Annotated in this window: 1 pseudogene; it reads right to left on the bottom strand. The window is 42.9% G+C overall.

Annotation, left to right across the window (positions count from 1 at the left end):
• Positions 1-333: pseudogene (locus EXE29_RS17590) on the bottom strand (YadA-like family protein); the annotation flags it as partial.

Raw genomic sequence — 333 nt, 5'->3', positions numbered from 1 at the left:
TGCTGTTTCAACGGAAGCTTCTTGACGTAATACCGCTGCTGTATCTGCTGTAGTTTTATTTGCAGAAGCCAAAGTTGCTTTGTCTCCATCTGTAATGGCTTGATTGACACGTGCAGTTTCTGCTGAGGCTTCTTGACGTAATACCGCTGCTGTATCTGCTATGGTTTTATTTGCAGAAGCTAATGTTGCTTTATCTCCATCAGAAATTGCTTGATTGACACGTGCTGTTTCAACGGAAGCTTCTTGACGTAAATCTACTGCCGTATCCGCTGTATTTTTGTTTGCAGAGGCCAAAGTTGCTTTGTCTCCATCTGTAATGGCTTGATTGACACG

The organism is Acinetobacter sp. WCHAc060006 (genome assembly GCF_004209135.1).
In the GTDB taxonomy this organism is placed as follows: Bacteria; Pseudomonadota; Gammaproteobacteria; order Pseudomonadales; family Moraxellaceae; genus Acinetobacter; species Acinetobacter cumulans.
Note: the sequence above shows the minus strand (reverse complement) of the source record. Positions and strands in the feature narration are given on the sequence as shown.